At 74.0% G+C, this 23,497-nt stretch carries 22 protein-coding genes and 1 riboswitch; of the genes, 16 read left to right on the forward strand and 6 right to left on the reverse strand.

Annotated elements, in window-relative coordinates:
* Nucleotides 1–13 precede the first annotated feature (13 nt).
* The 7 genes from fmt (at nt 14) to C1N80_RS10875 (ending at nt 6,113) form a co-directional block, all read left to right on the forward strand.
* Complete coding sequence (gene fmt / locus C1N80_RS10845; protein ID WP_137770775.1) at nt 14–964, forward strand: methionyl-tRNA formyltransferase; 951 nt, start codon at nt 14–16, stop codon at nt 962–964.
* Nucleotides 961–2,610 carry an RsmB/NOP family class I SAM-dependent RNA methyltransferase gene (locus tag C1N80_RS10850; RefSeq protein ID WP_137770776.1) on the forward strand — a complete coding sequence of 550 codons (1,650 nt, stop codon included), beginning with the start codon at nt 961–963 and terminating at the stop codon, nt 2,608–2,610. Before fmt ends, C1N80_RS10850 begins: the two co-directional genes overlap by 4 nt.
* Complete coding sequence (rpe, locus tag C1N80_RS10855; RefSeq protein ID WP_137770777.1) at nt 2,607–3,284, forward strand: ribulose-phosphate 3-epimerase; 678 nt, start codon at nt 2,607–2,609, stop codon at nt 3,282–3,284. Before C1N80_RS10850 ends, rpe begins: the two co-directional genes overlap by 4 nt.
* A gap of 99 nt (nt 3,285–3,383) precedes the next feature.
* Nucleotides 3,384–3,501, forward strand: a riboswitch (FMN riboswitch).
* Nucleotides 3,502–3,596: 95 nt separating this feature from the next.
* A complete protein-coding gene (pnuC, locus tag C1N80_RS10860) occupies nt 3,597–4,328 on the forward strand; it encodes a nicotinamide riboside transporter PnuC (RefSeq protein WP_137770778.1) in 732 nt (243 codons plus the stop codon).
* 99 nt (nt 4,329–4,427) lie between these two features.
* A complete protein-coding gene (locus C1N80_RS10865) occupies nt 4,428–4,691 on the forward strand; it encodes a phosphoribosyl-ATP diphosphatase (RefSeq protein WP_137770779.1) in 264 nt (87 codons plus the stop codon).
* A gap of 96 nt (nt 4,692–4,787) precedes the next feature.
* A complete protein-coding gene (gene hisG / locus C1N80_RS10870) occupies nt 4,788–5,645 on the forward strand; it encodes an ATP phosphoribosyltransferase (protein WP_137770780.1) in 858 nt (285 codons plus the stop codon).
* 18 nt (nt 5,646–5,663) lie between these two features.
* Nucleotides 5,664–6,113, forward strand: coding sequence for a PH domain-containing protein (locus C1N80_RS10875; RefSeq protein ID WP_168198088.1), 450 nt, complete (start codon nt 5,664–5,666; stop codon nt 6,111–6,113).
* A gap of 53 nt (nt 6,114–6,166) precedes the next feature.
* On the opposite strand, the gene C1N80_RS10880 is transcribed toward C1N80_RS10875, so the two are convergent.
* Nucleotides 6,167–7,297 (reverse strand): DUF3866 family protein, encoded by a 1,131-nt coding sequence (locus C1N80_RS10880; protein ID WP_137770781.1) that lies wholly within the window; start codon nt 7,295–7,297, stop codon nt 6,167–6,169.
* A gap of 96 nt (nt 7,298–7,393) precedes the next feature.
* Between C1N80_RS10880 and C1N80_RS10885 the strand changes: the two genes are divergently transcribed.
* The 9 genes from C1N80_RS10885 to C1N80_RS10925 all read left to right on the forward strand — a co-directional run bounded on the left by C1N80_RS10885 (nt 7,394) and on the right by C1N80_RS10925 (nt 18,602).
* Nucleotides 7,394–9,418: a WYL domain-containing protein gene (locus C1N80_RS10885; RefSeq protein WP_240811100.1), complete on the forward strand. Its 2,025-nt coding sequence runs from the start codon at nt 7,394–7,396 to the stop codon at nt 9,416–9,418.
* 134 nt (nt 9,419–9,552) lie between these two features.
* Nucleotides 9,553–9,864, forward strand: coding sequence for a Sec-independent protein translocase subunit TatA (gene tatA, locus C1N80_RS10890; protein ID WP_137770783.1), 312 nt, complete (start codon nt 9,553–9,555; stop codon nt 9,862–9,864).
* Nucleotides 9,865–9,941: 77 nt separating this feature from the next.
* Nucleotides 9,942–10,814, forward strand: a complete 873-nt coding sequence (gene tatC, locus C1N80_RS10895; RefSeq protein ID WP_240811101.1) for a twin-arginine translocase subunit TatC — start codon at nt 9,942–9,944, stop codon at nt 10,812–10,814.
* The gene (locus C1N80_RS10900) at nt 10,811–11,794 is read left to right on the forward strand and encodes a diacylglycerol kinase family protein (RefSeq protein ID WP_137770784.1); all 984 of its coding nucleotides are present in this window, start codon (nt 10,811–10,813) and stop codon (nt 11,792–11,794) included. The genes tatC and C1N80_RS10900 overlap by 4 nt, the downstream gene beginning before the upstream one ends.
* Nucleotides 11,791–14,733, forward strand: coding sequence for an RNA helicase (locus C1N80_RS10905; RefSeq protein WP_137770785.1), 2,943 nt, complete (start codon nt 11,791–11,793; stop codon nt 14,731–14,733). Before C1N80_RS10900 ends, C1N80_RS10905 begins: the two co-directional genes overlap by 4 nt.
* A 35-nt stretch (nt 14,734–14,768) precedes the next feature.
* Entirely contained in the window at nt 14,769–15,560 is a 792-nt protein-coding gene (locus C1N80_RS10910; protein WP_240811102.1) for a hypothetical protein, read from the forward strand.
* Nucleotides 15,557–17,233 (forward strand): apolipoprotein N-acyltransferase, encoded by a 1,677-nt coding sequence (gene lnt, locus C1N80_RS10915; protein ID WP_137770786.1) that lies wholly within the window; start codon nt 15,557–15,559, stop codon nt 17,231–17,233. Before C1N80_RS10910 ends, lnt begins: the two co-directional genes overlap by 4 nt.
* 1 nt (nt 17,234) lies before the next feature.
* Nucleotides 17,235–17,990, forward strand: coding sequence for a polyprenol monophosphomannose synthase (locus tag C1N80_RS10920; RefSeq protein WP_137770787.1), 756 nt, complete (start codon nt 17,235–17,237; stop codon nt 17,988–17,990).
* 39 nt (nt 17,991–18,029) lie between these two features.
* Nucleotides 18,030–18,602 (forward strand): FxsA family protein, encoded by a 573-nt coding sequence (locus C1N80_RS10925; RefSeq protein WP_137770788.1) that lies wholly within the window; start codon nt 18,030–18,032, stop codon nt 18,600–18,602.
* A gap of 112 nt (nt 18,603–18,714) precedes the next feature.
* Here C1N80_RS10925 and C1N80_RS10930 read toward each other — a convergent pair whose 3' ends face one another.
* The 5 genes from C1N80_RS10930 to C1N80_RS15660 all read right to left on the reverse strand — a co-directional run bounded on the left by C1N80_RS10930 (nt 18,715) and on the right by C1N80_RS15660 (nt 23,378).
* The gene (locus C1N80_RS10930) at nt 18,715–19,065 is read right to left on the reverse strand and encodes an RNA polymerase-binding protein RbpA (protein ID WP_137770789.1); all 351 of its coding nucleotides are present in this window, start codon (nt 19,063–19,065) and stop codon (nt 18,715–18,717) included.
* A gap of 237 nt (nt 19,066–19,302) precedes the next feature.
* On the reverse strand, nt 19,303–20,109 hold the full coding sequence (locus C1N80_RS10935; protein ID WP_137770790.1) for a glycerophosphodiester phosphodiesterase family protein: 807 nt from the start codon (nt 20,107–20,109) through the stop codon (nt 19,303–19,305).
* Nucleotides 20,084–21,118 (reverse strand): SURF1 family protein, encoded by a 1,035-nt coding sequence (locus C1N80_RS10940; RefSeq protein ID WP_137770791.1) that lies wholly within the window; start codon nt 21,116–21,118, stop codon nt 20,084–20,086. Before C1N80_RS10940 ends, C1N80_RS10935 begins: the two co-directional genes overlap by 26 nt.
* On the reverse strand, nt 21,115–21,606 hold the full coding sequence (locus tag C1N80_RS10945; RefSeq protein ID WP_137770792.1) for a hypothetical protein: 492 nt from the start codon (nt 21,604–21,606) through the stop codon (nt 21,115–21,117). Before C1N80_RS10945 ends, C1N80_RS10940 begins: the two co-directional genes overlap by 4 nt.
* Complete coding sequence (locus C1N80_RS15660) at nt 21,603–23,378, reverse strand: hypothetical protein (protein ID WP_205750643.1); 1,776 nt, start codon at nt 23,376–23,378, stop codon at nt 21,603–21,605. Before C1N80_RS15660 ends, C1N80_RS10945 begins: the two co-directional genes overlap by 4 nt.
* Nucleotides 23,379–23,497: the final 119 nt, after the last annotated feature.

Genomic DNA, 23,497 nt, shown 5'->3' on the forward strand with positions numbered 1-23,497 from the left:
GAATCGAGCCATCATGCGTCTGCTCTTCGCCGGCACCCCCGAGGCCGCCCTCCCGTCCCTGCGCGCCCTGCTCGACTCCCCCCACGAGGTGGTCGGGGTCCTCACACGCGCCGACGCCCCCCGCGGCCGCGGTCGCCGCCTCCACCCGAGCCCCGTCAAGGAGCTCGCCCTCGAGGCGGGCGTGCCCGTGCTCACGCCGCGCACCCTCCGCGACGCCGCTGTGCAGGAGGAGATCCGCGCGCTCGCGCCGGACGCCGCCCCGGTCGTCGCCTACGGCAACCTCGTCCCCGCCGCCGCGCTCTCGATCCCCGCCCACGGCTGGGTCAACCTGCACTTCTCCCTGCTGCCCGCGTGGCGCGGCGCCGCCCCCGCGCAGCGGGCCGTGCTCACGGGCCAGCGGGAGACCGGCATGAGCGTCTTCCGTCTCGAGGAGGGCCTGGACACCGGCGACGTCATCGCCTCGGCGCCCACGGCCATCGGCCCGCACGAGACGGCCGGCGAGCTGCTCGAGCGCATGTCCCACGACGGTGCGGGCCTCCTGCTGCAGGCCCTCGACGCGCTCGAGGCCGGCACGGCCTCCTTCACCGTCCAGGACCATGACGCCGCGACCCACGCCGCGAAGCTCACCACCGCGGAGGCCCGCATCGACTGGACGCGCCCCGCCGAGGAGGTCGACGCGCACGTGCGCGGCATGAGCCCGGACCCGGGCGCCTGGACCCTGCTGCGGGGGGAGCGGTTCAAGGCCCTCGGCACCGAGGAGCCCGCACCGGAGCACTCCGTCACCGCCGCTCCCGGCGAGCTCGTCGCGACCCGTCGGCAGCTGCTCGTGGGCACCGGCACCGTGCCGATCGCCCTGTCGGTCGTCGCCCCCGCCGGGAAGCGGGCCATGCGCGCCGCGGACTGGGCGCGGGGAGCCGGCCTCGAGCCCGGCACCAGCTTCGAGAACGAGGAGGACCGCGCATGAGCCGCGAGGACGGACAGCGCCGCTCCGGCGTCCCGGGCGGGGACCGCCACGGCGGTCAGGGCCGCGGGGGTCAGGGCCGCAGCGGGAACGGCCGGGACGGACAGGGCCGTGGCGGCCAGGGCCGCGGCCGGGACCAGCACGGCCACGAGCGCTCCGGCTCCCGGGGCAGCGGCGGCCCGCGCCGCGGGTGGTCGCAGCAGCGGCCCTCCGAGCGCCGTGGTCGCACCACCGGCTCCCGGCTCGTGGCCTTCGAGGGGCTGCGCACGGTGCGCGAGGACGACGCGTACGCGAACCTCGTGCTCCCGCAGCTGCTGCGCCGACACCGCCTCCCCGGCCGGGACGCCGCCTTCACGACCGAGCTGTTCTACGGCTCCCTGCGCGCGCAGGGCCGTCTCGACGCCGTGCTCGCCGCCTGCATCGACCGCGACCTCGAGGACGTCGACCCGGATCTCCTGGACGTCATGCGGCTCGGCGCCTATCAGCTGCTGGACATGGCGGTCGCCCCGCACGCCGCGACCTCGGAGACCGTGGCGCTGGCCCGGCAGGAGGTCGGCGCGGGGGCCGCGAGCTTCGCGAACGCCGTGCTGCGACGGGTGGGGGAGCGGACGCTCGAGGAGTGGCTCGAGGAGGTGGCCCCGGATCGCGCGAGCGACGAGACCGGACATCTCGCGGTGCGGCACTCGCATCCCCGCTGGGTGGTCCGTGCGCTCTCCGACGCCCTCGCCGGCCACGGCCGCGACCGGTCCGAGATCGATGCCCTGCTCGCCGCCCAGAACGCCGCCCCCGCCGTCTCCCTCGTCATGCGACCGGGTCTCACCGACCTCGATGAGCTGATCGACGAGGGCGCCTCCGGCGGGCACCTCTCCGTGTTCGGCGCGGCCTGGCCCTCGGGGGACCCGGGCGGCATGGACGTCGTCAAGCAGGGACGCGCCGCCGTCCAGGACGAGGGCAGCCAGCTCATGGCGCTCGCCCTCGCCCTCGGCGCCGACGACCTCGTCACCGCGGACGACGCCCACTGGCTGGACCTCTGCTCAGGGCCTGGCGGCAAGACCGCGCTGCTGGGCGGCCTCACCGTGGACCACGACGCGGACCTGCTCGCCCTCGAGCTGCAGCCCCACCGCACCGAGCTCGTCGACCGCGCCGTCGCGACGCTCCGCGAGGCGGGGTGCGAGATCGAGACGCGCACCGGCGACGGCACCGCGATCGGCGCTCAGATGCCCGGCCGCTTCTCCCGCGTCCTCGCGGACGTCCCCTGCTCGGGCCTCGGTGCGTTGCGCCGGCGCCCGGAGTCGCGGTGGCGCCGCAGCCCGGGCGACATCGGCCACCTCGGCGCGCTCCAGCGGGACCTGCTGGGCTCCGCCCTCGACGCGACCGCCCCCGGCGGCGTCGTCGCCTACGTGACCTGCTCGCCGCACCTCGCGGAGACCCGGCTCGTCGTGGCGGACGTCCTGCGTCGCCGCGACGACGTCGAGCAGCTCGACGCCCGCCCCGCCGTGCGCGCCGGCATCCTGCCCGAGGAGCAGGAGGCCGCCGAGCTCGGCGAGGGACCCTCCGTGCAGCTGTGGCCCCATGTGCACGGGACCGACGCCATGTTCATCGCCCTGCTGCGCAGGACCCCCTCCGAGGAAGGACCGAAGGCCTCATGAACTCCGCCTACGCGACCGACGGCCGCTACATCCACCCCAGCATCCTCAACGCCGACTTCATGAGCATCGGCGCGGAGCTCGACAAGATCTCCACCGCGGACAGCGTCCACGTCGACGTCATGGACAACCACTTCGTCCCGAACCTCACCTTCGGCGCGAGCATGGTCGAGCAGATCGTCGAGCGCAGCCCGATCCCCGTGGACGCGCATCTGATGATCGCCGACGCGGACCGCGAGGCGCCGGTCTACGCCGAGGCGGGGGCGTCCTCGGTCACCTTCCACCTCGAGGCGGCGGCGGCGCCGGTGCGCCTCGCCCGTGAGCTGCGTCGCAAGAACGCGGCCGTCGGGGTGGCGCTGCGTCCGGCGACGCCGGTCGAGCCGCTGCTCGACGTCATCGGCGAGTTCGACATGCTGCTGCTCATGACGGTCGAGCCGGGCTTCGGCGGGCAGAGCTTCCTGGAGAGCATGCTCCCGAAGATCCGCCGCGCGCGCCGCGCGATCAGCGAGGCGAACCTGCAGGTCTCCATCCAGGTGGACGGCGGCGTCTCGCGCGAGACGATCGAGCGCTGCGCCGAGGCGGGGGCGAACGTCTTCGTCGCCGGCTCCGCGATCTACAAGGCTCGCGACGCCGCGGAGGAGATCGCCGTGCTGCGGGAGCTCGCCGCCGGGCACTGATCCCCGCGAGGAGTGACTCGTCCGTCGCCCGTCCGCCCTCGGCGGACGGGCGTCGTCGTCCCTGTCGGGCTGGTCTAGAGTTCCCCTGTCACGCAACGTGACGTGCTCCGGGGTCGGTGGAAGTCCGAGCCGGCGGTGACAGTCCGCGACCCGCTTCGGCGGTGGAGCCGGTGGGATTCCGGCACCGACAGTACAGCCTGGAAGAGAGGCGCACGTCCGCACGCGGTCGGGCGCCTCCGCGCATCCGTCCTCCCGTGTCGGCACAGCTTTGTCCCCCGGAGTCACTGCATCCGACGGGAGAAAGGCACCGACATGGATCTTCTGCAGTGGCTCTTCACCGCCCGCCTCGATTTCGGGAACGGACAGTTCCTGCTCTGGCGCGAGGTGCTCGGCAACGTCTTCGGACTCCTCAGCGCCCTCGGCGGCATGCGCCGCAAGGTCTGGGCCTGGCCGATCGGCATCCTCGGCAACCTGCTCCTGCTCACGGTGTTCATGGGCACCCTCTTCGGCGATCCGCAGGCCGTGGACCTGCTGGGCCAGGCGGGTCGCCAGGTCATGTTCATCGTCACGAGCGTCTACGGCTGGGTCCGCTGGAAGCAGGCGAAGGGCTCCGGCGGCACCGCCGTCGAGCCCACCTGGGCCTCCTGGGGCACCCGCGCGCTGCTGCTCGTCGCCCTCGTCGGCGGCACGGCCGCGCTCACCCCGCTGTTCCGCGCCCTCGGCTCCTACGAGCCGGTGTGGGCGGATGCCTGGATCTTCATGGGCTCCCTGCTCGCGACCTTCGGCATGGCCAAGGGCTGGGTCGAGTTCTGGCTGATCTGGGTGGCCGTCGACATCGTCGGCGTGCCGCTGCTGATCAGCGCGGGCTACTGGGCGAGCGCCCTCATGTACGTCTTCTACGGCGCCTTCACGCTGACCGGGTTCTTCGTGTGGTGGCGCGTGCGCCGTCGCCAGGATGCCGAGGGCGGGGGAGTGACGGTCGAGACCGCGCACCTGGACCCCACCGTGGGCCGAGGCGGCCACGGCCGACGCCGCAGCAGCTGACCCCCTGCCGGTCGTCCCGGCGCCGCGTCCCGCGCCCCGCCCGCGCCCGGTGGGCGGGCGCGGGCGCGGGCGGGCGCCGGGGATCGGTACCCTGGACCCGTGAAGGATTTCGAGGCGCTGTACGCCGAGCTCATCGAGAAGGCCCGGACCCGACCGGAGGGCTCCGGCACCGTCCGCGAGCTGGACGGCGGCGTCCATCAGATCGGCAAGAAGATCGTGGAGGAGGCGGCGGAGGTCTGGATGGCCTGCGAGCACGAGACCGACGACGACGCCGCCCTGGAGATCAGCCAGCTGCTGTACCACGTCCAGGTCATGATGGTCGCGAAGGGCCTCACCCTCGAGGACGTCTACCGCAAGCTCTGAGCGTTGGGCCCGCAGCTGCTGCGGGCCCCGCCCGGACCGTCCCCCCTCCGTCCCCCGACCCAGCACGCCGCCGCTCCCGGCGGCGGAGGAGCTTCCATGCTGCGCATCGCCGTGCCCAACAAGGGCGCCCTGTCCGAGCCCGCCGCCGACCTCCTGCAGGAGGCGGGGTACCGCCGTCGCGGCACCGCCAAGGAGCTCGTCGTCGTCGACCACGAGAACGACGTCGAGTTCTTCTACTTGCGCCCCCGCGACATCGCCGTGTACGTGGGCTCGGGGACCGTGGACGTGGGCATCACCGGCCAGGACATGCTCCTGGACTCCCGCACCCCGGCCCGCGAGATCCTCGACCTGGGCTTCGCCCGCTCGACCTTCCGCTTCGCCGCGCCGAGCGGCACCCGCTCGCAGGTCGCCGAGCTCGAGGGCCTGCGGATCGCCACGAGCTACGAGAACCTCGTCGAGGACCACCTCGCCGAGCACGGCGTGCACGCCGAGGTCGTCCACCTCGACGGGGCCGTCGAGTCCTCGATCCGGCTCGGCGTCGCCGACGTGATCGCGGACGTCGTCGAGACCGGCACGACCCTGCGCCAGGCGGGCCTGGAGCCCTTCGGCGACCCGATCATGACGAGCCAGGCGGTGCTCTTCTCCCGCCCGGAGCTCGAGCTCGAGGACGCCGCCGCGCGCTCCCTCGAGGTGCTCGAGCGGCGCATCCGAGGCGTGCTCGTCGCGCACCGCTACGTCATGCTCGACTACGACATCCCCACCGCGCAGCTCGAGCGGGCCGTCGCGGTCTCGCCGGGATTCCAGTCGCCCACGGTCTCGCCGCTGCACGGCGGCGAGTGGTCCGCCGTCCGTGTCATGGTGGACAAGAGCGGCGCCCATCGCATGATGGACGAGCTGTACGACGTCGGCGCGCGGGCGATCCTCGCGACGGCGATCCAGTCCTGCCGCATCTGAGGAGGCCGGGCGGTCACGATGACCGATGAGGAGCTGCCGACGATCGTCCTGCGACCCCGCCTGGTGCGGGTCGCGGGCTACGCGACGGGGCTGCTCACCCTCGCCGGCGTCGTCTTCTGGGCCCTCGTCATCCCCGGCTTCACCCCGGGCGGCCGCGCCGTGCTGATGGGCGCCGGCGTGGTCGCGCTCGCCATCTGCCATCTCGAGGCGCGGGTGCGGCTGATCGCCCGCCCGGACACGCTCGTCGTCGTCAACCACCTGCGCACCCGCACCGTGGACTGGGCGGAGGTGGTGGGCGTGAGCTTCCCGATGGGCGATCCCTGGGCCCACCTCGACCTCGCCGACGGCACCACGCTGGACACCATGGCGCTGCAGCGCGCGGACGGCCGTCGCGCCGTCGCCGCCGCGCACCGGCTCGCGGCGCTCGTGCGCGAGCGCGGCGAGGCCCGCCCCGGCACCCTGGGCTGATCCGGCGCGTCACCGTCGGAGACGGTGCGGCGCCGCTCACTGCAGGGCCGCGCTCAGCCGCGGGTGATCCGCTGCGCCGCGGCGCGCCCCGCGAGGGCGCCGAAGAGGAAGGCTGCGGGATCCTCGTCGAGAGACCGCCCCATCGTCGAGAGCCGCACCGGCATCCGCTCGAGCGCCGCCCGCAGCCCGTCCCCGGGCACCTCGACGCTCCGGTGCTCGACCCCGCGCATCCGCGCCCGGTCGATGATCATGGAATCCACCTGTTCCGCGACCGACGCATGGAATGCGCTGTACTCGGGATCCGCGGGGGAGAGCAGCGGCAGCAGCGCCGGGGCGAGGGCCGCGCGGCCGAGGGTCGTCGACGCGTGATGGGACAGCCCGTGGTGGCGGTCGCGCGCGTCCCCCTCGGAGACCCGCAGCGCGGCGACGACCGTGCCGCCCAGCACATGGGCGGCATGCAGGGACTCCACCAGCTGGAGGCCCGAGAACCCCCACGGCGTGCCCGAGCCGAGCGTGCCCGGCCCCTGGACCGCGATCACGACGTCGGCGTCCAGCACGTGCCGCGCGCCCAGCAGAGCCGAGTGGACGGTCACCGCCTCGTGCTCGCCGCCGAAGGCCTGCCCGGAGCTGATGACCCCCTGCACGAGCTCCCGCTCCCGGAGCTCGGCGGCGGTGCGGGAGAACGCCGCGGGCAGGGCCGCGGCATCGGTGTGCACGTGCACGATCCGGGCGTCCGGGTCCGTCTCCCGGATGCCGGCGACCACGGCGGGCAGCGCGGAGTGGAGGTCCGTGACGACCACGGGCATGCCACCGAGGTCCTCGACGTCCTGGAGCTGCGCATGGTGAGGGCTCGCGGGGTCGTCGATCGCGTCGAGCACCGTCTGCATCGGGGTGTAGCGGGCCTTCACCATGTGCCCGGCCGGATCCGGCTGGGCAGCGGACCCGCCCGTCGTGGCGACGGCGTCGGGACGGGCGACGACGAAGGCCTGCCCGCCGGTGCCGAGGCCGCGCCGCAGCGCATTGGTGTTCAGGAGGACCAGCTCACCGGGGGAGGGGGCGCCCGTGAGCTCCGGGTAGGCGAGCGCCGGCACCCGCTCGCCGCCCTCGAGCTGCACCTCGCAGCGCACGACTCCCGACCAGGCGGGGAGGATCGTGACGACGGTTCCTCGTTCCCAGCGCAGCATGCGCGCCATCCTACGGAGATCCGCAGGGCGGGCTCCAGCGACCACTATCCTGGACGGGTGGCTGCACGAGGTGTGGAAAGACTGCTCAACGTCATCATGACGATCGGCTCGCGCCGTCGGATCGACCGCGCGAAGCTGTTCGCCGTCATCCCCGAGTACAAGGAGGCGGTGAGCGACCAGGCGGCGGAGCGCATGTTCGAGCGCGACAAGGCCGCGATCCTCGAGCTCGGGCTCCCGCTCGTCACCGAGTCGGACGTCCTGGACGACAACACCGTCTACTACCGCATCGCCTCGCCGCGCGAGGACGCCGTGCTGGACCTCAGCACCGCGGAGTACACCGTGCTGCTCGCCGCGAGCCGGGCCTGGGACCAGGCCGCCGCCGGCGGCGCGGCCCGGCGGGTGCGGGCGAAGCTCCTGAGCCTCGGCCACGACGCCGATCCTGATCTGCTGCGTCGCACGCCCCGCGGCGCCGTCGAGTCCCTCCCCGTGCTGAGCCCGCTGCTCGAGGCCGTCACCGACGGCACCCGCGTGCGCTTCTCCTACCGCGCCGCGACGGGCTCCGTCGCCGAGCGCACCGTCGAGCCCTGGGTGGTGGGCGTGCACGACGGCCACTGGTACGTCTACGGCTGGGACACCGGCCGCGAGGACGTCCGCATGTTCCGCGCCTCCCGCATCGAGTCCTTCCCCCGCGCGGCCGGTGAGGCCGCCCGCCCGCGACCGGAGCAGGTGGACCTCGAGGAGGTCCTCTCCCGCATGCACACGGGCGACGACCGCGACCGCGCCGTGCTGCGCGCCGAGCCCTTCAAGGCGCTCGCCCTGCGCGATCGCGCGGGCGCGGATCTCGCCGCCCCCGAGCTCACCCTGCCCGAGCTGCCCCGCGCCGCCGCGCGCCGACTGCTGCTGGGCGAGATCCGCTGGACAGAGGTCACCGCGCCGCCGGAGTGGCGCCAGGAGATCCACGAGGTGCTCGCCCAGATCGCCGCCGCGCACGAGGGTCCGGCCGATCTCGCTCCCCTCGAGGCCGCCCCCGAGCGCACGGCCTCCCGGATCCGGGTCTCGAGCTCGAGCAACGACGACGTCTCCCGCCTCATCGCGGTGGCCTCCTACGTCATGCAGCGCGGCGAGGTGGAGCTCGTCGAGCTCGCCGAGGCGCTCGGGGTCACCGAGAAGCAGGTGACCGCCGATCTGCAGGTGCTCTTCCTGTGCGGCGACCTCGGCACGGGCTGGGAGGACCTGATCGAGGCGGAGTGGGAGCACGGGGTGGTGCGTGTGCGCAACGCGGAGCCGCTGCGTCGCGCCCTGCGCCTGAGCGCGGTCGAGGTCACGGCGCTGCTCGCGGGCCTCGCCGCGCTCGAGGCCACGGCGGGGGAGGCGGCCGAGGCGATCGCCTCCGCCCGCGCCACGCTGCTCGCCGCGGCAGGCCTGGACCGTCCTGCCGTCGCGGCGCCCACAGGGGGCGGGGCCCCGTCGGAGGACGCGGACGCCCCGGGGACCGGGGGCACGGGCACCGAGCCGCCGTCGCACGACGAACCCCGTGAGCGCCCCGAGGAGCGGACCGCCCATCGCGCCGACGCCGTGCTCGCCGCGGTGCAGTCCGCGCTGCGGGCGGCCGACGACGACCCCGCCTCCCGGCTGATGATCCGCTACTCGGCCTCCGACCGCCCCGGGACGAGCGTCCGGCGCATCCGCCCGCTGCGGCTCGAGACGGACGGAGCCCGGTCCTACCTGCTCGCCGAGTGCGAGCTCGCGGGCGCGGAGCGGCGATTCCGCCTGGACAGGATCGTCGAGCTCCCCGCACCGGGGACGGAGCAGCACCCGGCGCTGCCGGGCGAGGACGCCGCGGATCTGCAGGGCGTGGTGGGGAGCGACCCCATGAGCGAGCTCGAGGGGACCTGGCTGCGGCTCGAGCCGCCGGCCCGCTGGATCGCGGAGTCCTTCGAGGCCACCGCGCTGCGGGACGGTGAAGGAGCCGTGGTCTACGCCCGGCTCGACGCCCCGTTGCGCGCTCCGCTCGTGGACGCGGTGCTCGAGACCGCGGGCGCGGCGACGGTGCTCTCGCCCCCGTCGCTGAGAGACACGATCGTGACCGTGGCGCGCACCGCCATGGCACACCATTCCTAGGTCCAGGGACTACCCTGGGACCGCCCACCGAGCGGTGGGCGGAGCCCCTCCGGAGCCTCCCGGGCTGCACCCGGTCCGATGTGGGACCATGGCCCGAGCCGTGACGACCACGGCGATGTTGAAAGGTAACCCCCATGAGCTTCTTCAAGAGCCCGGTCGCGATCGTGGTGCTTCTGATCCTGGTCGTCCTGCTCTTCGGCGCCGGCAAGCTGCCGAGCCTCGCGCGCAACGTCGGCAAGTCGATGCGCATCTTCAAGAGCGAGGTCGAGGAGATGCGCGGCGACGACAGGTCCTCCGACGAGGACGACGAGGACGACCGCCCCGTGCGACGCAGCACGGAGCGCACCTCCGAGCGCGGCCGCGAGTACGACCCCCGCGACACCGCCGACGAGACGACCCCCGTCCGCGCCCCGCGCGACGAGGACGACTCGTACCGCCGCGACTGATCACCTCGTCGCCCGACGAGGTCAGGGGTCCGGGCCGGTGACGGCCCGGACCGCGACTGCCGGGAGGAAGCACGTCCGTGGCCAGTGACACCCAGGCCCAGGGGACCCCCAAGAAGGGTCGCCGCCCCAAGGATCCCGAGGGACGCATGTCCCTCGGCGAGCACCTCATCGAGCTGCGCAACCGCCTCGTGATCTCCGCGGTCACGATCGTGCTGCTCTCGATCGTGGGATGGCTCGTCTATCCGTGGGTCTTCGACGCGCTCCAGCGTCCCTTCACGCAGGCAGCCGCCCAGGGCATGCAGGCGGACCTCAACTTCCAGGGCGTGGGCACGGGTCTGAACGTGCGGCTCCAGATGTCCGCGTACGTGGGCATCATCCTGTCGAGCCCCATGCTCATGCTGCAGATCTGGCTGTTCGTCATGCCCGGCCTGCACAAGAACGAGCGCAAGTACGCGATCGGCTTCTTCGGCAGCGCGATCCCGCTCTTCTTCCTGGGCTGCGTCGCCGGCTACTGGGCCGTGAACCAGCTGGTCCCCGTGATGCTGAGCTTCACACCCGTCAGCGACACCGTCACCCAGTACATCAAGTACGACGAGTACCTCGCCCTGCTCGTGAAGACCATGCTCGCCTTCGGCATCGCCTTCGTCATGCCGGTCGTGCTCGTGCTGCTGAACTTCCTCGGCGTCCTCCGCGGCAAGACCATGCTGCGCGCCTGGCGCTGGGTGGTCTTCGTCTGCTTCGCCTTCACCGCGGTCATGGTGCCCACCCCGGAGCCCATCACCCTCATCGGCATGTCCCTCGCGATCTCCTCGCTCTTCTTCGCCGCAGTCGGCATCGCGCTGCTCCACGACCGTCGACACCCCCGGGTCGAGGACGAGGAGCTGGACGACGAGACCGCGAGCCGCATCGACGGTCCCTCGGACCTCGACGACGACGGTGAGGGCCGGTGAGCCGTCTCCGGGTCGGCCTGCTCGCCAATCCCGCCGCCGCCTTCGGCGCCTCCCACCGCGTCGGTCGCCAGGTGGGCCAGCTGCTCCGGCTCGCCGGCGTGTCCGTGGTGGACCTCTCCGGCCCCACGATGCACGTCGCCCGGGCCCGCGCGCTCGAGGTGCGCGACTCGCTCACCGCGCTCGTCGTCGTGGGCGGTGACGGCACCGTCGCCCTCGGGGCGGAGATCGTCGCCGGGACCCCCGTGCGCCTCGGCATCGTCCCCGCGGGCAGCGGCAACGACATCGCCCGCGCGCTGGACCTCCCGGTGGACGATCCGGAGGCCTCGACGCGCGCCCTGCTCCACGCCCTCTCGCGCCCCGCGGTGAGCGTCGACGCGCTCGAGGTGGTCTCCGCCGGGGACCAGGTGCCCCATCACCGCTCCGTCGCGCTCGGCACGGTGAACATCGGCTTCGACGCCCAGGTGAACGCGCGGGCGAACAGTTACCGCCGCGGTCGCTCGACCCGCTACACCGCGGCCGTCCTGCGCGAGCTGCTCACCCTGCACGACCGTTCCTTCTGGATCGAGGTGGACGGCGGCCCCCGCGAGGAGATCGAGACGTCCCTGCTCTCGATCTGCTCGACCGGCTGGTACGGCGGCGGCATGCACCTCGTGCCGAGCGCCCGGATGGACGACGGCGCGGCGGATCTCGTCACGCTCACCGGCGTCGGCCGGGCGAAGCTGCTGCGCTTCTTCCCGCGGGTGTTCCGCGGCACCCACACGGGCGTGCCCGGCTTCGCCGTGCGCCCCGTCCACGAGGTGACCGTCGGGCTGCGCACGGGGGAGGCCCAGCGGGCCTTCGCCGACGGCGAGGCCGCCGCGCAGCTCCCGCTCACGGTCCGCGTGCTGCCCGGCGCCGTCCGGCTGCTCGTGGATCCCGGCGCCCTGCGCCCCGCCGAAGCCGCCGCACCGGAGGGGCCCGACCGCAAGGAGCAGGCATGACCTCCCCGTCCGAGCAGTACGCGGCCTGGGCCGCGCAGCGACGTCTCGACGCCTCCGAGCTCGGGAGGTTCACCGGCCGCTTCCCCTTCGCGCTGGACCCGTTCCAGCTCGAGGGCTGCCGGGAGCTCGAGTCCGGCCGCTCCGTTCTCGTCGCCGCGCCGACGGGCGCCGGCAAGACGGTCGTGGGGGAGTTCGCCGTGCACCTCGCGCTCGCCCAGGGCCGCAAGGTCTTCTACACGGCGCCCATCAAGGCGCTCTCCAACCAGAAGCACGGCGAGCTGGCCGAATGGCTCGGCGCGGAGCGCGTGGGACTGCTGACGGGGGACACCTCCGTGCGGCCGGACGCCGAGGTGGTCGTCATGACCACCGAGGTGCTGCGCAACATGCTCTACGCGGACTCCCCGCTGCTCGAGGGCCTCGGCTTCGTTGTCATGGACGAGGTGCACTACCTCGCCGACCGCCTCCGCGGGCCGGTCTGGGAGGAGGTCATCATCCACCTCGACCGCGCCGTGCAGCTCGTGGCGCTCTCCGCGACGGTCTCCAACGCGGAGGAGTTCGGCGCCTGGCTGCAGGAGGTCCGCGGCGACACCGGGATCGTGGTCTCCGAGACGCGGCCCGTGCCGCTGTGGCAGCACGTCGTCGTCGGCGACGAGCTCCTGGACCTCTTCGTCGACGACGCGGGGGCCCCGGTCGTCTCCCACGGTCCGGGGGCGCGCAGCGATCGGCTCGTGAACCCGCAGATCCAGCAGATCGCCTCCGTCTCCCTCCCGGCCGACGGCGGCGGACGCGGCTACGCGGGCCGTCGCCGCACGAGCGGTCGCCATCGCCCGCGCGGCAGCGGACAGCGGCACGGCGGCGGCCGGGGTCGCGGTGCCGGCCGGGGCGGTCACGGCGGCCACCGGGGGAGCGAGCATCGCGGCGGTGACCACCGCGGCGGCGATCGCGACAGGGACAGCAGGGAGGGCAGGGACCCTCGCGACCATCGCGGGAGTCTGCCGCGCCCCGCGCGCCGCACCGAGGTCATCTCGATGCTCGACGACGCCGCCCTGCTCCCCGCGATCGTCTTCATCTTCTCCCGCGCCGGCTGCGAGGCCGCCGTGCGGCAGTGCGCCCAGGGACGGCTTCGCCTGACGAGCGAGGACGAACGGCTGCGGATCCGCCGCGTGCTCGACGAGCGACTCTCCACGATCGGGATCGAGGACGAGGAGGTGCTGGGCATCCATGCCTTCCGTCGTGCGGCCCTCGACGGCTACGCCGCCCACCACGCCGGGATCCTCCCGCTCCTGAAGACCGTCGTCGAGGAGCTCTTCGCCGCCGGTCTCGTGAAGGTGGTCTTCGCGACGGAGACCCTCGCGCTGGGCATCAACATGCCCGCCCGCTCCGTGGTGCTCGAGAAGCTCGTGAAGTTCAACGGCGTCGAGCACGCGGATCTCACCCCGGGGGAGTACACCCAGCTGACGGGGCGCGCGGGCCGCCGCGGCATCGACACCGAGGGCCATGCGGTCGTTCTCGCCGGGCCGCACTTCGACGCCGCCGGGGTCGCCGCCCTCGCCTCCCGGCGCACCTACCCGCTGCGCTCGGCCTTCCGGCCCACCGCGAACATGGCCGTGAACCTGCTCGAGCGCTTCGACCTCTCCCGCGCCCGGGAGACCCTCGAGACGAGCTTCGCGCAGTTCCAGGCGGACCGCTCCGTCGTGGGTCTCGCCCGGCGCGCCCGCGAGCTCGAGGACACCGCCGCCTCCTACCGCGAGGCGCTCGACTGCGACCGCGGCGACCTGCTCGGCTATGCCGCGCTGCGCGACCGCATCGCGGACCGCGAGAAGGTGCTCTCCCGCCACCGCGCCGAGCGGGACCGCGACCGGACCGCGGGCATCCTGAAGGGCCTGCGCCGCGGCGAGATCCTCGCGCTGCCCGGCGGGAAGCGGCGCGGCTACGCGGTCGTGCTCGACGTGGACACCGCCGTGCTCGGCGGGCCCCAGGTGCAGCTGCTCGACACCGAGGGCCGCCGTCGCACGATCCGCCCGTCGGACCTCCCCTCCTCCCCGGCCGTCATCGACGCGATGAAGCTGCCGCGGGCGGAGACCCTCTCCGCGGCGAAGGTGCGGCGGGACACCGCCGCCGCGCTGCGCCAGCACCTCGCCGGCCACGACGACGCCCGGGCGGACGTGCGCCGGCGGGCCGGCCGGGTGCCGTCGACCGCCGCGACGGATACGACGCTGCTCGCGCTGAAGGCGGAGCTCGCCGAGCACCCGTGCGCGCAGTGCCCGGATCTCGAGGCGCACCTGCGCTGGGTGCACCGCTACGAGAGCACCCGCAAGGAGCTCGCCTCCGTGCACCGCCGCATCGAGGGCCGCACGAGCTCCCTCGCCCGCGAGCTCGACCGCCTCACGGCGCTGCTCGAGGAGCTCGGCTACCTCGAGGGGCAGCACGGACAGCTCGTCCCCACGGAGCGCGGGCTGCGCCTGCGCCGGATCTTCTCCGACCGCGACCTCATGATCGCCGAGTGCATCGAGCACGGCGCCTGGACCGGGCTGGACGCCGCCGGTCTCGCGGCCGTGGTCTCCGCGGCGGTGCACGAGTCACGGCGGGACGACGGCGGTGCCCCGGAGATCATCATCGACGCCGCCGTGGACGCCGCGCTCGAGGCCACGGCGCGGACGGCGCAGCAGCTGCAGGCCGCGCAGACGCGCCACGGCATCGACGCGACGCCGCCGCCGGACCCGGCCGTCGCCGCGACCGTGCACCGCTGGGCGCGCGGCGTGCACCTCGCCGGGGCCCTCGAGGGCACCGGCATGCCGGCGGGCGACTTCGTGCGGCACTGCCGCCAGGTGATCGACCTGCTCGACCAGCTCACCGTCGACGAGCAGCTCGGCGCCGTGGCGCGCTCCGCGATCCTCGCCGTGCGCCGGGGACTCGTCGCCCAGGAGATCGATCGATGAGCGTTCTCCCAGGCGGGCAGGAGAGCCTACAGCCCATGCCCACCGCACCCTCAGCGCCCTCCTCGAGCACCGACGCTCCCGCGCCCCACGACGACCGCCTCCCCACCCTGTACACGGGCATGGTCCTGTACAGCACGGACGAGCCCGAGGCGACCGCGATGCTCGTCGCGGACGGCCTCATCGCCTGGGTCGGCACGGAGGACTCCGCGGCCGTCCTGCACCCGGACGCCCGGCGCGTGGACGTCACCGGATGCCTGATCACCCCCGGCTTCGTCGACGCCGCCGCGACCGCCGACGGCTCCGCGCCGGATCCTGCCGGCGACGCCGCGGCGGCCGCCGCCGGCATCGTGCTGCGGCTCCCCGGACCGACGGGCACGCGCGAGGGGGTCCGCGTCGTCGCGCCGGTCACCGAGAGCGCCCCGTACCTCGACCTCGTCGCCGACGGCACCCCGCTCGCCCTCGCCTCCGCGGGGGAGGAGGGCGCCGCGGACCCGTGGAGCTGGGTCCGGGCCGCCGCCCAGCAGGGCGAGCCCTCCCAGCGCATCAGCGACCGCGCCGCCTTCCTCGCCGCGAGCCGGGGCGGGCAGCGGGTCGCGGGACGTCGCCATCCCGGCTCCCTGCGCACCGGCATCGAGGCCACCTTCGTGGTCTGGGAGCCGTGGGACCTCACCGTGCGGGGCCACGGGGACCTCATCGAGACCTGGTCCACGGACCCCCGCTCGCGGACCCCGCTGCTGCCCGACCTCGAACAGGGCGCGCCCCGGGCGCTGCGCACCGTGATCGGCGGTGCGATCGTCCACGACGCCCTGCCGCAGAGCGGCGCATGACGGCCACCCGGAGCGGCGCGCGGTCCCCGGCGCGCCGACGCGACGCGGAGCATGCCGCCGAGCTCGTCCCGACCCCGTGGCCGATCGCGCTGCTGTGCGGCGTCGCGGGCGGCGTCGCCTGCCTCGTCGCCTTCCCGCCGTACGGTCTCTGGCCGCTGCTGCCCGTCTCCGTCGCCCTGCTCGTCGCCGGCGTGATGGTGCGCTCGGCGGTGCTGGCTGTGCTCGTGTCCCTGCTCTGGGGACTCGCCTTCTTCGTCCCGCTGACCGTCTGGGCGAACACCTATGCGGGGGCGATGCCGTGGATCGCGCTCGGGATCTTCGAGTCGCTCTCCGCGGTGCTCTTCGGGCTCCTCGCCCGCACGGTCATCGTGCGCCGGGGACTGCGGGCCTCGAGCTGCCTCGTCGTCGCCGCACTGTGGACGGGCGTCGAGCTGCTGCGCAGCCACGCCCCGTGGGGCGGCCTGCCGTGGGGGACGAGCGCCTACGCCCTCTCCGAGTCGCCCCTGCTGAACCTCGGACCCTGGATCGGGACCGCCGGGCTCGCCCTCGTCGTCGGGATCCTCGGGATGCTCCTCCTGCACGGCGTGCTCGCCCTCACGGGCCGCACGCGGCGCGGGCTCCGCGGGGTCGCCGGGGTCTGGCCGCTGTCGCTGGCCGTCGGCCTCGTGCTCGTCACCGTCGTGGTGCCGCTGCCCCAGAACCGCGCGCCGGAGGGCCGCTCGAGCATGACGATCGCCGGGATCCAGGGGAACATGGACCCGATCGACCCCGCGACGCTCACCATGCCCGACGGCGTCTACGAGAACCACCTCCAGGTCACGCGGGACACGATCACCACGACCGAGGAGAAGGGTGAGCAGCTCGAGCTCGTGGTCTGGCCCGAGGACTCCACCGAGTACGACCCCCGGCAGGACCCGGTGCGCTCCGCGCAGCTCGCCCAGGCCTCCGCGGACGCCGGCGCCCCGCTCCTCGTGGGCACCCAGACCCTCGTCGGCGACCACGAGCGGCTGAACAACTCCCTGCTGTACACGGCGGACTCCGCGGACGGCGACGTGCCCTACACCTACGCCAAGCGCCATCCCGTGCCCTTCGGCGAGTACATCCCCGCACGGTCCTTCTTCCGCACCCTCACCGACAAGGTGGACCTGGTCGGCTACGACATGCTGCCTGGCCAGGAAGTCGGCGTCATGGACCTCGCGAGCATCACCGGTGACGAGGACTCCGCGAAGGTCGGCGTGCTCATCTGCTTCGAGATCGCCTACGACAACCTCGTCCAGGACACGGTGCGTGACGGCGCCGAGGTGATCGTCGTGCAGTCCAACACCGCGCTCTTCGGCGACTCCGACGAGTCGATCCAGCAGCTCGCCCAGGCGAAGGTGATGGCCGTCGTCTCCGGCCGCAGCGTGGTCCACGTGGCCACGGTGGGGGAGTCGGCGATCTTCAGCCCCGAGGGCCGCCGGCTCTCCTCCGTGGGCCATTGGGAGCAGGGCGCGCTGCTCGCCGAGGTGCCCCTGCGCACCGGCATCACGCCCGCCGTCGCCGCCGGTCCCTGGATCGGCATCGGCATCTCCGCGATCGGGCTGATCGGACTGCTCGGTGCGCTCGGCACGCGCCGCAGCGCCCTGCCCACCCCTCGCCGCCGCGACCGCGAACGACCCCGCACCAGGAGCTGACGTGACCGCCTCGAACGCCCCGGCCCCGCCGGCCCTCGTCGTCGTCCCCACCTACGACGAGCGGGCGGCGCTCCCGGGGACCCTCGCCCGCCTCCGGTCCGCGGTGCCCGCCGCGCACGTCCTCGTGGTCGACGACAACTCGCCCGACGGCACCGGCGCCTGGGCGGAGGAGCACGCCGCGCAGGACCCGCACGTGCACGTGCTGCACCGTGCCGGCAAGGAGGGTCTCGGCCCGGCCTATCTCGCGGGCTTCGCCTGGGGTCTCGGTGAGGGCTACGAGGTGCTCTGCGAGATGGACGCCGACGCCTCCCACCGCCCGGAGCAGCTGCCGGGGCTGCTCGAGGCCGTGCGCCGCGGGGCGGACCTCGCGATCGGCTCCCGCTGGGTGCCCGGCGGGAGCGTCCACGACTGGCCGCTGCGACGGCTGCTGCTCTCCCGCGGCGCGAACCTGTACGTGCGCGCCGTGCTGGGCCTGGGCGTCGCCGACGCGACGGCGGGGTTCCGGGCCTACCGCGCGGAGCTCCTGACGACGCTCGTCCGGGGGGACGTCGCCTCCCAGGGCTATTGCTTCCAGGTGGACATGACGCGCCGGGCCCGGGCGGCCGGCGCCGCGATCGCCGAGGTGCCCATCGACTTCGACGAGCGCGCCGAGGGCGTGAGCAAGATGAGCTCCGGCATCGTGCGCGAGGCGCTCGTGAAGGTGACGCTCTGGGGACTCTCGCACCGCACCCAGCAGCTCCTCGGGCTGCTCCGCTAGGCTGGCGGGGGTCACGAGGACTCCCGGGAAGGACCCGCCATGAGCTCCACCCCCCATCCGACCCCGCGCTCCGGCGCCGCTCCGCGAGCCGGAGGTCAGGGCGCCCCGGGCGAGCGCAGGGGACGCCTCGCCTCGCTGATCCCCGTGGGCATCGTCGTGCTCGGCGTGCTGGAGATCGCGATCCTCGTCCTCATCGGTGTGCAGACGAGCCTGTGGTGGTCCGTGCTGATCGTCGTGATCGGCTGGGTCGTGGGCGTCGCCCTGCTCGTCGCCGCCGGCCAGCAGTCCTTCGTGCGCCTCCGCTCGCTCGTGCGGGCGCTGCGGGGGAGCGGGGACGTGAAGGACCATCTCTCGCGGCCCGCGTTCACCGTCATCGCGGCGCTGCTCTTCTTCTTCCCGGGTCTCATCACCGACGTGATCGGGCTCGTGCTCCTCGTGACGCCGGTGCAGAAGCGCACCGTGCGGGCGATGGGGCTCTCCGGCGGGTCGCCCTCCGCGCGCCGCGTGCTCTACCGGCGCAGTGGCGGCGGGGTCGTGGACGGCGAGATCGTCATCGACGCCCGCACGCCCCCGCAGGGTGAGGAGCGCACCCCGCCCACGATCCAGCAGTGACGCCCTGAGCCCTTCCTGCGCCCGGTGACCGGCGCAGGAAGGACGGACCCCGTACGCGAGGAGGCCCCCGCACCGTTCCCGGTGCGGGGGCCTCGTGCTGATCCAGTCGGGATCAGAGGTTGCGGCGCTGGTGCAGCTTGCCGGCGCGGAGCAGAGCGAGCCGCTGGTCCAGCAGGACCTGCAGCTCCTCCTCGCTGCGGCGCTCCAGCAGCATGTCCCAGTGGGTGCGCTGGGGCTTGCCCGGCTTCTCGTCGGGCTTCTCGTGGTCACGGCGCACGGCGGTCGCGCCGCAGCGGCACTCCCACACGGCCGGGACGTCGGCCTCGACGGAGAAGGGCAGCACGATCGTGTGCCCGTTCGGGCAGTCGTAGACGGTCTCCTGGCGCGGGGCGGCGAGCACGCCCTCGTCGGTCTCCATGGAGAGGGATCCGAGGCGGGTGCCTCGCAGGCTTCGGCTGCTCATGCGGTTCTCGCTTCCTGCCGGTTTTTCGGTGCGGGCGGCGGCACGCCCGGAGTTCTGCCCCGGGGTCAACGCCCCGGAGGGCGAGGTCATTCCCGGTCACGGACGATCGGGAGGCGCGTGGCGCGCCGGGGACGTCGAGGGGAGGGATCCTCGAACGGATGAGACGGATGGGACGGATGGTGCGGGATCGCCGCCGGACACCTCAGAGGTGCCGGGGCCCGACGGGAAAGGCCTCGGTCAGTGACGACCGCGGCCGGTCTCGAGCAGTGCTGACAGCAGATCGACGCGATTGGTGATGATACCATCCACGCCCTTCGAGAGAAGATCCGCCATGGTCGCAGGGTCGTCGATCGTCCACACGTGCACCTCGCACCCCGCGCGGTGGGCGGCCGCCACGTTCGCCGCGGTGACGACCGGGATCCCGTCGACGCGCTCGGGGACCTGGAGCGCGCCGTAGGGCCGCAGGATCCGTCGGATCACGGCGTCCGGCGCCTCGACGGCCCGCGCCGCGAGGAAGGCGGCGATCACCCCGCGGGACGGGCTGCGCTTCGGGAGCCGGTTGGTCGCCCGGCGCACGCCGTTGGCCGCGCTGCGGGCGACGAGACCGTCGAACCCGGCGATGCACACACGGTCCGCGCTGCGGGTGCGCGCGATCGCGGTGACGGCGGGGAGGACGGCGTCCGCACTCTTGACGTCGATGTTCACGGGCACGTCCCGGAAGGTGTCGAGCACGTCCTCGAGCAGGGCGAGCCGCTCGCCGCCCGCGAGGCGCACGGCACCGGCCGCGGCGGCGTCGATCGCGTCGATCCGGCGGGGGTCACCCGCGATCCGCGAGAGGTCCTCGTCGTGGACGGCGAGGGCGAGCCCGTCCCGCGTCGCGCGGGTGTCCGTCTCGAGCATCGTCGCGCCGGCGGCGAGGGCATCGGCGAAGGCCCGCATCGTGTTCTCGGCGCCGTCCGTGGCCAGGCCACGGTGCGCGATGCGCCGCGGCCTGGGTCCGGGCAGGAAGCGTGCGCGGTCAGCGCTGCTGGTCGATGAGGGCATCCTCTTCCTCCTCGTCGTGGCTGCGCCGGCGTGCCCGCCGGCGACGGTCGTGCTCCGCGGTGACCGGCCGGTGCTCCCGGCGTGAGGACGGGGGAGCAGGGGAGCCGGCCTTCCCGGCGGTGTCCGAGCTCCCGGCGCTGCCGTCGGGCCCGTCCTGCGGTGCGGCGGGCTCGGCACGGTCGCCGCCCTCGCCCTCGTGCGCGCCCCTGCTCCTTGCCGGGGCGGTGTCGGCGGCGACCGCCTGCTCCGCCTCCGCGTCCTGGATCAGCTTGCGGGTGCGGTACACGAGCGCGGCCGGGAAGAACAGCGCGAAGATCCACCACTGGAAGGCGTAGGAGAGATGGGGGCCGAGGGAGGTGTCCGGGGACTCGAGCGCCTGGGGCCTCGCCGCCTCCGGATCCTCCGCGGCCAGCTCGCCGTAGGCACCGGTCACGAGCGAGTCCGCGACGCCGGCGGGGAGCTTCGCGGCGATCGCCTCGGGCGTGACGGTCTGCACCTGCCCGGGCGGGTCCTGCCGGTCGACGGTCCCCTCCGCGGGGCGCATGCGGACGGTCACCGTGGTCGTTCCGGTGGGGACGGCGGGCGGGTCCAGGGGCTGGGAGGCGGTCTCCTGCGCCGGCACCCAGCCGCGCACCACGAGCAGGGTGGTGCCGTCCTCGGCGGTGAAGGGGGCGAGCTGCCAGAAGCCGACCTGGCTGTTCAGGGGCCGGTTGCGCACGTACAGCACGCATCCGGGGTCGGTGCAGTAGCTGCCGGTCATCTCCACGACGCGCCAGCGCTCGTTCGCGGCGAGCGGCTGGGCGGGATCCGGCAGCGCCTCGGCGAGCGGGACGGGATCGGCCGAGTAGTTCTCCGCGATCACCGCGGCCGTGTCCCGCTTGGTCTCGAAGCGGCCGTACTGCCACAGGCCGAGCCCCACGCAGATCGCCGCGCAGAGGAGCACGATCAGCAGGCCCACCAGGGTGTCGCGGCTGAGGATGATCCGGGAGCGGAGGGAACGGCCGCTCATGCCTCGCCCCCGGGGGAGCTCGCGTCCCCCAGGTTCCCGGAGGAGCTGAGCATGCCGGGCAGGTCCTCCACCGCGAAATCGGTGAGCCGCACGAAGCCGATCGCGACGAGCGCCGCGATCACGAAGCCGAGGGCGGTGACGGTGATGTGCGCGGCGAGCCGCCGCCCGGGCCGGCGCTTCACGGGCGCTGCGGGCGGGAAGCCGTAGTCCTCGTCCTCGAGGTGGTTCTGGGACCACATCCCGGGGTTCAGCACGGAGACCGGGTAGGTCTCCACCCGCGGACGGGGCCGGACCCCGCTCGCGGGGACGTCCTCGGAGCGCTGCAGCGGGGCGTCCTCGGCGGTCGCCTCATCCGTGCCGGCGACCCAGAGACGCCACCCCGCCGGGACCGGGCCCCATGCGGGGCCCGGCCGGAAGCCGTCCGGCGGCAGCCACCCGTCCTGGGGCGGCTCCGGCCAGCTCGGCGGAGGGTTGAAGCGGTCGGTCACGCAGGGACGTCCCAGGTGTACTGGTCGGAGAAGGTGTCGTAGACGAGCTTGATGCCCTTGGCCTTCTTCGCGTCGAAGAGCACGCGGATCGTGTACGTCTCGCCCTTCGTGAACTCGTCCGGCGCCTGGTAGTCCAGGCCCGCGTCCTTGAGCTCGTAGGTCGCGGTCGCCGGCGAGATGTCACCGCCGTAGGGGGTGGTGAGGTTGAAGTTGTACGAGGCCAGCATGAGCGTGCCCTCGGTGACCTCGACCTGGGCGGTGACGACGAGGTACTCGTCCCCCTGCTCGCCCGGGGTGACGGTGCCGCCGTAGGTGCTCTCGAGCTTGTCCGGGGCGATCCACTCCTGAGTGACGGTGATCTTGCCGCTGCCATCGGAGGACACGACGTCCTGGGACTGCGGGTCCGCGCCGAGAGTGGGCAGCACGGACGGCGTGATGGTCTCGTCGCCGCCGTCGGAGGCCTCGTCGGTGGTCTCCTCCTCGGTCGGGGTCGCCTCGTCCGTGGTGGCGACCTCGGTGGTGGGGTCACCGCCGGCCTGGTCGTCGCCGTTGTTCGAGGTGATCACGACGACCGCGATGATCGCGGCGATGAGCGCGGCGACGAGGAACAGGGCGATGCAGCCGATCCACCAGAACCGCGCGACGATGCCCTTCTTCGGGGGCTCGCCGGCGCCGGTGGAGGCGGTCCAGGCGGCGCCGTCGGAGGCGGAGGAGGTCCCGAAGCCCGGGGCGGGCGAGGACTGTCCGTAGGCGGGGGAGGCCTGGCCGTATCCCTGCCCGTAGCCCTGGCCCTGATCCTGCTGGCCGTAGGCCGGAGCCGCCGAGTCCTGGCCGTAGCCGGCGGGGGACGCCTGGCCGTAGCCCTGCGCCTGATCCTGCTGACCGTAGGCCGGAGCCGCCGAGTCCTGGCCGTAGCCGGCGGGGGACGCCTGGCCGTAGCCCTGGCCCTGATCCTGCTGACCGTACGCCGGAGCGGCCGGAGCCTGATCAGCGGCGGCGCCCTGATCGGCAGCGTGCGCACCGGAGGCTCCGGCAGCGGCGCCGGCGGCTCCTGCACCGGCGGCGCCGGCGATCGGAGCGGAGGCGCCGAAGTCCTGATCGGCAGCGGGCTCCGCGGCGGGAGCGGCATCGGCGCCCTCCTCGTACGGAGCGCGCTCGGCGAGCCCGGCCTCACGATCGGGCCCGGTGTACTCGGCCGTCTCGGAGCTCGTGTCGGTCGCCTCGGCGCCGTCGAGGGCATCGCGCTCGGCGCTGCCGGCGACGTGGGTCGCGTCGGCGTCGAGCTCGGCCGAGCGGTCCTCGCCGAGGGCGGCGCGCTGATCGCTGCTCGCGACGTGGGTGGCGTCGCTGTCGAGGTGGCTGTGGCCGGTGGCGGGCGCCTCGGAGGGCACGGCGTCATCGGAGGTCACCGCGTCATCGGAGGTCACCGCGTCATCGGAGGTCACCGCGCCATCGGCGGGCGCGGCGACGTCGGAGGCGGATCCGAGCACCGTCGGCTCGTCCGAGGGGACCGGCGCGTCGGCGGGAGCCTGCTGCTCGGCGGGCGCGTCCTGCTGCGCACCGAGATCACCCTGCGAGGACGCGGCAGCAGCCTGATCGGACGGCGCGGAGTCGCCGGGGACCGGAGCGGCCGGAGCGGCGTCGCCCTCGACCCAGAAGTTCCAGCCCTCGGGCGCGGGGCCCCACGAGGGATCCGGCTGCCAGCCGGGCGGAGGCGTCCAATCGGCATCCTCGACGGGCCAGTTCGGCGGCGGGTTGAAGCGGTATGCCATGAGGAGGAGCACCTTCCAGAGGTGAGTCGACGTCGAGTTTCCCCCGAGGATCCCGACACTGTTCCGCCACGTATCGTAGTGCACCGCCACACCACGGCGCGGCGTCCGTCACAGCGGGT

This window comes from Brachybacterium sp. SGAir0954 (assembly GCF_005490785.1).
GTDB classification, from domain to species: Bacteria; Actinomycetota; Actinomycetes; order Actinomycetales; family Dermabacteraceae; genus Brachybacterium; species Brachybacterium rhamnosum.